7 protein-coding genes are annotated in these 8455 nt (G+C 64.5%); 3 read left to right on the forward strand and 4 right to left on the reverse strand.

What is annotated here, in order from left to right; genetic code table 11:
• Positions 1–23 precede the first annotated feature (23 nt).
• On the reverse strand, positions 24–491 hold the full coding sequence (locus ACFRAR_RS08745; protein WP_380696292.1) for an RDD family protein: 468 nt from the start codon (positions 489–491) through the stop codon (positions 24–26).
• Positions 492–767: 276 nt separating this feature from the next.
• On the opposite strand from ACFRAR_RS08745, the gene glnA reads away from it, so the two are divergent.
• Positions 768–2180, forward strand: coding sequence for a type I glutamate--ammonia ligase (glnA, locus tag ACFRAR_RS08750; RefSeq protein WP_380696294.1), 1413 nt, complete (start codon positions 768–770; stop codon positions 2178–2180).
• An 873-nt stretch (positions 2181–3053) separates the two neighbouring features.
• Here glnA and ACFRAR_RS08755 read toward each other — a convergent pair.
• Together ACFRAR_RS08755 and ACFRAR_RS08760 are read right to left on the reverse strand one after the other, a co-directional pair.
• On the reverse strand, positions 3054–4871 hold the full coding sequence (locus tag ACFRAR_RS08755; RefSeq protein WP_380696296.1) for an ATP-dependent endonuclease: 1818 nt from the start codon (positions 4869–4871) through the stop codon (positions 3054–3056).
• Positions 4872–4929: 58 nt separating this feature from the next.
• Positions 4930–5145 (reverse strand): KTSC domain-containing protein, encoded by a 216-nt coding sequence (locus ACFRAR_RS08760; protein ID WP_380696298.1) that lies wholly within the window; start codon positions 5143–5145, stop codon positions 4930–4932.
• Between the two features lie 959 nt (positions 5146–6104).
• On the opposite strand from ACFRAR_RS08760, the gene ACFRAR_RS08765 reads away from it, so the two are divergent.
• The gene (locus ACFRAR_RS08765) at positions 6105–6362 is read left to right on the forward strand and encodes a hypothetical protein (protein ID WP_380696300.1); all 258 of its coding nucleotides are present in this window, start codon (positions 6105–6107) and stop codon (positions 6360–6362) included.
• Positions 6359–7105: a hypothetical protein gene (locus tag ACFRAR_RS08770; RefSeq protein ID WP_380696302.1), complete on the forward strand. Its 747-nt coding sequence runs from the start codon at positions 6359–6361 to the stop codon at positions 7103–7105. The genes ACFRAR_RS08765 and ACFRAR_RS08770 overlap by 4 nt, the downstream gene beginning before the upstream one ends.
• Before the next feature lie 75 nt (positions 7106–7180).
• Here ACFRAR_RS08770 and ACFRAR_RS08775 read toward each other — a convergent pair whose 3' ends face one another.
• Positions 7181–7891, reverse strand: coding sequence for a hypothetical protein (locus ACFRAR_RS08775; protein ID WP_380696304.1), 711 nt, complete (start codon positions 7889–7891; stop codon positions 7181–7183).
• Positions 7892–8455 lie beyond the last annotated feature (564 nt).

An 8455-nucleotide genomic window follows, 5' to 3' on the forward strand; every position in this document is an offset into this window, starting at 1 on the left:
TCAGGCTCCCTTCCCGAACCGGGTCAGATCCGGACCTCGACGGTGCCGACCGCCTTGTCGTGCAGCCCGCGGGTGTCCCGGTCCCAGACCAGCGGCGGCACCACCAGGCAGAGCAGCAGGGTGCGCAGCAGGACCTGCGGGATGGTCGCGCGGCCGCCGTCCAGCCGGACCACCCGGAGGCCGAACAGCCGCTTGCCGACCGTGGTGCCGGTGGTGGACAGCAGCAGGGCCGCGACCAGGAAGAACAGCGGGCTGGTCCACAGGTTGGCCTCGCCCTTGTCCCCATGGGCGAGCAGCCCGTACGAGACCAGCGAGACCAGCCAGCCGTCCACGAACAGGGCGCCGATCCGTCGGCCGGGGCCGGCGATCGAGCCGGGGCCTTCCTTCGGCAGCCCGAGGCGTTCGCCGCGGTAGCCGAAGTCGGTACCCATCTTCTCGGCGGCGGCCTTGGGGCCGTCGATCCACGATCCCAACGCTTCTCTGGTGTCCACGAATCCACACTAACCGGGCTGACGGCTTCCGCTGCCACCGCCTCCCCTCCGGCCCGGGCAGTACCCCCCGACCGGGTGAACCGTCGTTCCGGAGGTTTCCACGTGGTCCAGATCACTCAAGGGAAGGTGCCCAGCTCGGCAGGGCGATTTGTACTGTCCCGTACATTTTTGCCGCCCCAGTCGGCGCCCCTGGTTAACATCTAGGAAACGAGCGGGTCACCAACCGGAAACGACCCATTCCTATGGTGAGCCAAATTCGCGAGCCGAGGAGGATGGATGTTCAACAACGCCGCCGAAGTGAAGCAGTTCATCCAGGACAACGACGTGAAGTTCATCGACGTCCGCTTCTGTGACCTGCCTGGCGTCCTGCAGCACTTCTCCGTACCCGCAGCGACCTTCGACCCGTCCGAGACCCTGATGTTCGACGGCTCGTCGATCCGCGGCTTCCAGGCCATCCACGAGTCCGACATGGCGCTGGTCCCCGACCTCGCCACTGCCCGGCTCGACCCCTTCCGGACCGAGAAGCACCTCAACATCAACTTCTTCATCCAGGACCCGGTCACCGGCGAGGCGTACAGCCGCGACCCGCGCAACGTCGCCAAGAAGGCCGAAGCCTACCTCGCCTCCTCCGGCATCGCCGACACCGCGTTCTTCGGGCCCGAGGCCGAGTTCTACGTCTTCGACTCGGTCCGCTTCGAGACCAGCGCCAACGCGTCCTTCTACCACATCGACTCGGAGGCCGGCGCCTGGAACAGCGGCGCCGCCGAGGGCGACGTGCGCGGCTACAAGGTCAAGTACAAGGGCGGCTACTTCCCCGTCTCCCCGGTGGACCACTTCGCCGACCTGCGCGCCGAGATGTCGCTGGAACTCGAACGGGCCGGGCTGGAGATCGAGCGCCAGCACCACGAGGTCGGCACCGCCGGCCAGGCCGAGATCAACTACAAGTTCAACACCCTGCTGCACGCCGCCGACGACCTGATGCTGTTCAAGTACATCATCAAGAACGTCGCCTGGCGCAACGGCAAGACCGCCACCTTCATGCCGAAGCCGATCTTCGGCGACAACGGCTCGGGCATGCACGTCCACCAGTCGCTGTGGACCGAGGGCTCCCCGCTCTTCTACGACGAGCAGGGCTACGCCGGCCTCTCCGACACCGCCCGCTACTACATCGGCGGCCTGCTGCGCCACGCCCCCTCGCTGCTGGCCTTCACCAACCCCTCGGTGAACTCCTACCACCGCCTGGTCCCCGGCTTCGAGGCCCCGGTCAACCTCGTCTACTCCCAGCGCAACCGCTCGGCCGCGATCCGCATCCCGATCACCGGCTCCAACGCCAAGGCCAAGCGCATCGAGTTCCGCGCCCCGGACCCGTCCTCCAACCCCTACCTGGCCTTCTCCGCCATGCTGATGGCCGGCCTCGACGGCATCCGCAACAAGATCGAGCCGCTGGAGCCGGTCGACAAGGACCTCTACGAGCTCGCCCCCGAAGAGCACGCCAACGTCCCCCAGGTCCCCTCCTCCCTCCCCGCCGTCCTGGAGGCCCTCGAAGCCGACCACGAGTACCTCCTCGCCGGCAACGTCTTCACCCCGGACCTGATCGAGACCTGGATCGACTTCAAGCGCACCAACGAGATCGCCCCCATCGCCCTCCGCCCCCACCCGCACGAGTTCGAGCTCTACTACGACCTGTAGGACCCCCTCTGACCTGCGGAAACGCAGGTTGATCTCTCATCGTTTCCGCAGGTCAGGCAGGGTCCTGACCTGCGGAAACGCGTGGAGGGGGGCGGCTGCAACACCTCTGCGGCTCGCGATGTGAAACGAGTGTGAAATGGGCACGCTTAGATCGAACTCACGATGACCACCCCGTCACCCTTGCCAGCACTGGGCAGTGCGCGATCTCGCTACTTTCAGTAGTCATCACTCAGGACTCCCGACTCAACGGGTTCGATCTCTTACCGGCACTGCGCCCCCTCCGGTGAGACGTCACCAGTGCTCGCCAAGCAACGGAGCCTGCAGTCATCGGGTCGCGCCAGTCCAGTTGGCAGCTGATCGGGATAGCGGCCAGCCCGGGGGTCAGCAGCGCCGTCGAGAAACCTGCGGTGGTCGCCCGGGTGAACCGCCCCCGCTGACGGCGATCAGTACGCCAATGCGCGCCTGGGCGGCGACCGTACCTACAGGATGTGGCCCAGCATCTGCCCCAGGCCGCCCAGTCCGAGGGCCCAGGTCGCCAGCGCGGTCAGTAGCGGAGCCATTCGGACTGCATAAATCCGCTTGTCGGTGGCGTGTGGGACTCTTTGAACATGACGCTCCGGGGTAACTACTCCCAGCGAAGGTGCTCCGATACACACGGACGGTGTCTCATGGGCGGCGCACGGGTGATACGCACGAACAGAGTTCTACCACCCGACCCGAACGGCTGTCGGTGGTGCGGCGACGCCCAAGGCCACCACGGCACTCAGTGGGTGGCCTCGGTCGGTCAGCACACTTGGGCGGAGCCAACGCCCGAGCAGCGGCTTCGCCGCATGCAGGCGCGGCGGGCGGCCCGGCAGGCCACGTCTACGGCAGTCACCACAGATGCGGCCCCGCGTTCCGGGCGCGCATGACCAGATCGTCGAAGAGCTTGGTGAGGTCCTCGGGAATGCGCTCCTTGGGCAGGTGCGCGGCAATCCCGACCATCAAGTCTTCCTTGGACTGAGGCCCCTCCAGGGAGCCGGTCTTGAACATGTCCAGCAGCGCGGAACTGAACTTCTTGCCCGACCGCAGCCCGGCTAGGTCGTCAGGTTCCCACGGTCCCAAGCCGTCGGTTCGCGGCCACAGGGCGTTGGCAGTGTCAGCCCAGTCCGCGTTCTGGAACAGGTCCTCCAGTTCGTTGGGCGCGCCCAGGTAGAAGCAGTGCTTGTGGGGAGTGAAACCGTACTCCTTGAGCTTGTCGTCGCGAAAGGCCTGCTTCTGGTTCGTACGGCTGTCCTTGTCGACCACGAATGCCACGTCCCGCCGGTGGTCGGCCAGGAACTTCGCGAAGCGCAGCGCACCCTCGTTGCTGCCGCCGGCCATCAGGCACACGCCTGCGGACTGGATGGGTACGCCGGTGTACTTGCGAAACAGGATCGGGAACGCGGACGTCTCCGATACGCCCTCCACGGCAACAAAGAACCGCTCGTGCAGCAGGACGCTATTGCGGAACCCAAGCGTCGTCGCAATAGTCGACAGGTGGCGGCGCACGTCCGCGTCGGCGCCGCCTTCATCGAGGACCTCCACGCAGACCTGTCCCTGATGGGTGCGCAGGTGCACCACGGAGGAGATGTCGACCCCGTCGATCAGGTTGAGTGAGTGGGTGGCCACGATCACCCGGGCGTTTGGCTGTGCCGACTGCTCTTGGATGAGCGACATGATCCGCCGCTGGCGAGTGTAGTCCAGATGGGTGTCCGGCTCGTCGTAGACAAACACGACGTCGCTCGTGGTGCCGTCGTCGTTCTGGGTCAGCTCATTGCTGCTCTCCCAGAGAGCCAGGGAGATGCGGCGGGAACGGCCCGTTCCGGCCGAGGACAACGGGATGCGATGTCCGCCCGCGTCCACAATGGTCAGTTCCACGCCAGTCAGGGCAGGCTTGACCTGCACCTTCGGGTCTAGCTCGACCGACGGCAGTTCGCAGCGGTCCGCGACGTGCTTGCGGATACGGTCGATGTCCACAGTAAGCGAGTTCGCGAGGTACTCCTCAAGCTCCTCGACCCGCTTGGCGGCGTCATCGGCTCGGCTGTATTCCCGCAGGCGAGACCCCAGCAAAGTATGGATCACCGTCTCAGGCGCCTGGACCGCATCGCCGCGGAAGTACACGAGCGACGGCAGCGCGGCTTCAATGGAAGAGTCCGCCGCTACCCACTCGTCGACCTGCGGCATGGTGTCAGCGAGCTGCCGCAGCGGCTTCTCCCAGCTGTCGCGCGCGGTGGCCGGGCCGACCGGGAGTACACCGTAGGAGTTCGCGATCGTCTTCAAAGCAGGGAGCTTGAGTGATGCGAGGTCCTGCAGCGCCGCCTCCTCGCAGACGCGGCGCCGCACCTCCAGGAACGAACCCGCCTCCGGCCGGTAGCGGCGCCGGATCCGCACTTGCTCGGGCAGGCCCAGGTCTTCCTGCTCGTGAGGACGCAGTGCGAAGGAGCCCTCGACCACCGTCTGTGCCACGCGCGCCTGCGCGTCGGCATCCTCGGCTTCACCCTCACCGAGGTAGGTCAGGTCACGCTCGCTGAGTGCCGTGCCCTTCAACAAGAACGCGAGGGCGTCCAACAGCGCCGTCTTCCCGCCCTCGTTCTGGCCGGTCAGTACGGTCTGCCGCAAGACCGGCACTTGCTTGATCTCCGCGAGGCAGCGGAAACCCTCGACCGACACATCAGAAATCTGCACGCACGCCTCGACTTGGCCAGGAACGAGTGGACTCAGAGCCGGGTCAGCCCGCAAGCTTGCGGGTCGGGTACCGTCCCTTGATATACCGGGCCACGAACCCGCCCTTGCTCGCGGCGGCCATCAGTGCGGTGTGCACCTGCACGGGCACGCACGTGTACTCGTAAAGGGATCCGCTGTGGAAGGCGATCTGCAGGGTGCTGGAGCAGTCGTCGTAGCCGACGGACAGGACATTAGTGGACTGGACCGGCTGGTGCAGCACAACGCCTCCTGCGATTCATGCGCCGGAAGGTGCCCGGTTAGCCGTTGATGCTATCAGCAGTGCGCCAAGAGCCCGCCCGGAAAGGGAGGTTGGCGTCGGGCAGCGTGCCAACCATGGGAGGCCACTGCTGCCGGGCAACCGCGCGGTGAACCCTTGGCGTAGTGGCTGGAACCTCCTCCGCAGCGACGCCAACAGCATGGACCCGGGCGGGGTAGAGGTCCGGCGCGCCCACACCGTCGACCCAACTCGCCGAGGACCTTCCTGCCACCCACAAGGCCCTGCTCGGCATCGCTCTGGCCACGCTCCTGGCCGCCGCGCTTGACCTGCTCAACATCGGCCTCGCCACCGTCCGCGACCGGACCCCTGAGCTGACCATCCGTCGAGCCGCAGGCGCCACCCGCTCGGTTCGCCGCCGTCCTGCTCTCCCCGTCATCCTCGGCCTGCTCACTGCGGTGCTTACCGTCTCCGGGACTTGCGCCGCCGTCACCCTCTCGTCCCGCTCCTAATCGATCCGGCCAGCGCCCTGCACCGTCGGCTTCCCGACCGGGGTCGCACTCGACGGCGTCGTTCCGGCCGTCCTCCCACCCGTGTCGACCTGGCCCAGGTACCCCGTGAGCGAGGAAGGCGCCTGTCCGCACAGTAGACACGGTGCACAGACATCCCAGCATCGCCTTTCAGACAGCGCTCAACGTTGCCCGGCCAGGACCGCACTACGGCCGATACTGTCGACGAACCTGGCACGCAAGACGGTCCAGGCCGGGTTGTGCAACCCATGCGAGGGCCATCCAGCTACTTCAAAGGAGAACCGTCCCATGTACGGAGAAGCAGTTATGGCAGTGAGTACGGGAGCCGCCAGTGGAGTTCTCTCCTACCTACTCCAAGGCCAGGTCGACGCATTGAGCACTCGGATCTCAGCCATCTTCCGTCGCAGTAGCAACCCCCAAGAGGAGACCTCCGCCTTGCAGATGCTGAATGAGCACGCGGAAGCGCTGAGCCGGCGCGAGATTACTGAGCGCGCCGTCACCGACAACTGGACCGAGCTGTTCGCAGCTTTTCTTGGTGCCCACACCGACGCCCGGGCCGATATTGAGGAACTCGCGACCGCAGCACCAAACAGGGCGACTACCATCGGCTCTCAAAACAACTACAGTTCTGGGGTATTCATCGGCAACAATCACTATGGTGAAATCAATATCAGCACCCGGAACGACAGGTGACCACCGACGCCCCAGTGCCTCAAAAGTCGCAGTCGATTCAAAATAACTACGGCAACGGTGCATTTATCGGCGGCGACCAGCATGGCGACATCAATATTCACCATGAGATCGACCCGAAAACCAAGGCCACACTCGCAAAGCTGGGAAAGTCGGCACCTAGGCTTTCCCAGATGCTCGAAAATGCCCTGCACGACGGAATAATCTCACCCGACACGGCCAGCCAGCTCTCCGTGGCCGCCCGAAGCATCAATGAAGACGTAGCCGACCGTCTCACATACGCCTCACATCGGATAAATGAGGACGTCGCCGGCCTTCTCACCCATGCAAGCCACAGCATCAACGAAGACGTGGCAAGCCAGATAGCCCAAGCCGCGGATCAGCTTTCCCGGCTCTCTACAAGAATCGACTTCGAATCGCTTGCTAATCTAGTCAGGCGTCTTGAGGAAATTCTCGGATCTCACAACAATGGCAGCCTCGACGGGCTCGCAGTCCGACTCGAAAGCAGCATTGAAAGCCTTGGCACTGCAACAGATCAAATGAATCATCCAAAAGGCGGCAGCGTCCACACGGCAGAGCTCAAGCAAGTGACTATATCACTTGCGGAGATCGCGAAACGAGTTGAGGCAAGAGTAACTCCACCTCCCCCAATAGTCCTCCCCGACTGGGAAGGAAGATTTCGGTGGCTTGGCATTGGAATTTTCCTTGGGATTGCGATATCAATCATTTTCACAGCCTACTCGTAGAAGACCTCGTTCCTGCCGTTGGCCCAGTTCAGCCAAGTGGGAGCCGCAAGGTACCACCAGAGGCAGCGGGGTGGTTCACACCTTCGGTAGAGCTCGAATGTTCACCGCGGCCTCGGCGATGATTTCGGCGACCAGTACCAGAGCTGCGTCGCATTCTGCCCACACACCGTCGAGACTCCGCACGTTTCGGGCCTCACTCGTCCCACTCGGGTTGACGTAGTCAAGATCGTGCACAATGGCGTTTCGCGCGATGAAGAAGTCGTCGAGAGCCTTGAGCTTCGCCGCTGGCATCTGAGCATTGGTCAGGCCGAGGGTGTCACAGAGGCGCGACTTCAAGTCGCTGCTGCCTTGAAAGCTCGCTTTGGCGCGTGCTGCGACGTACAGCCGGACCATCTCCTCGCGCGGGTTCAGGCTGAGGATCGCTTTGGACATAGAATCTGATGGACCATCAGCAAGATCCTGCTTCACATAGTCGTCGAACTTTCTCGCGGCGTTGGCATTGCCATTGATCAGCAGCGGGACGGTGTCCCTGAGCAGCCTCTTGGCGCAGGCGTCGATACCGCTGGAGGTGAAGACGATGGCGGCCCGCAGCAGATCCGCCTCATCCCTGCCAAGCCGACCACGGGGATCATCCTTCTGTTTGGCAACCCGAACAGCGGTGAGCCCGTCGAACACTCCCTGAACGGTGGCATGGGCACCCTTTAGGTACCGCCACGCCGGACTGATCGCTGTGCCTCGCGGCTTGGTAGGCAATGCAGTGAGTTCGATGAAGGTGTAGCCAGCCATGCCGCCCCCAGCCGTACAGAGTCCGCCGTGTTCTCGTCTTGGCGAGCCATCCTAGGAGCAGGGGGTGGGCACCGTTCTTCCAGCGCACGCCGTGGCGCCGCTGCCGGGCGCCAGGAGACACAGCCCACCATCCACTCAACCTACCGACAGCGGGCGAGCCGCCCATCCAGCGTCCCGCCGGCCAACACCGCCAACTGGTCCGGGCCAGCGAGCTCGGTCAGCGCGTGCATCGCGGCGTCCATCAGGTCCGAGCTGACTATCGTCGTCGCCCTGGTCACCACCTCTGTCCTTCCAGTTCGCCCACCTCGCGGCCAGGGGTGGGTTCGCGCTTCGGTGGCACTCCGTAGTGACGCGCAACACCCAGCCGCGCGACCTCTCATCACCGCCCGACACCTCTCGGCTCTTCTCATCCGTTGAGGCCGCCGCGTGTGCACTGGTTGTGAAATGACCTTCTAGGTGGCCACTATTTCTGCAGGTCAGAGGCATGTTCGATCAGAACTACGACCTCTAAAGGGCACCTTCCCGAGGGACCACGCCGGGCGGCCGGTCCGACCTCCGTCGGAC

This window comes from Kitasatospora sp. NPDC056651 (assembly GCF_042792155.1).
Classification (GTDB): Bacteria; Actinomycetota; Actinomycetes; order Streptomycetales; family Streptomycetaceae; genus Kitasatospora.

Bases quoted from the DNA above. Each gene is read 5' to 3' on its own strand.
- ACFRAR_RS08775 (WP_380696304.1), bottom strand. From the start codon at position 7,891: ATGGCTGGCTACACCTTCATCGAACTCACTGCATTGCCTACCAAGCCG.
- glnA (WP_380696294.1), top strand. From the start codon at position 768: ATGTTCAACAACGCCGCCGAAGTGAAGCAGTTCATCCAGGACAACGAC.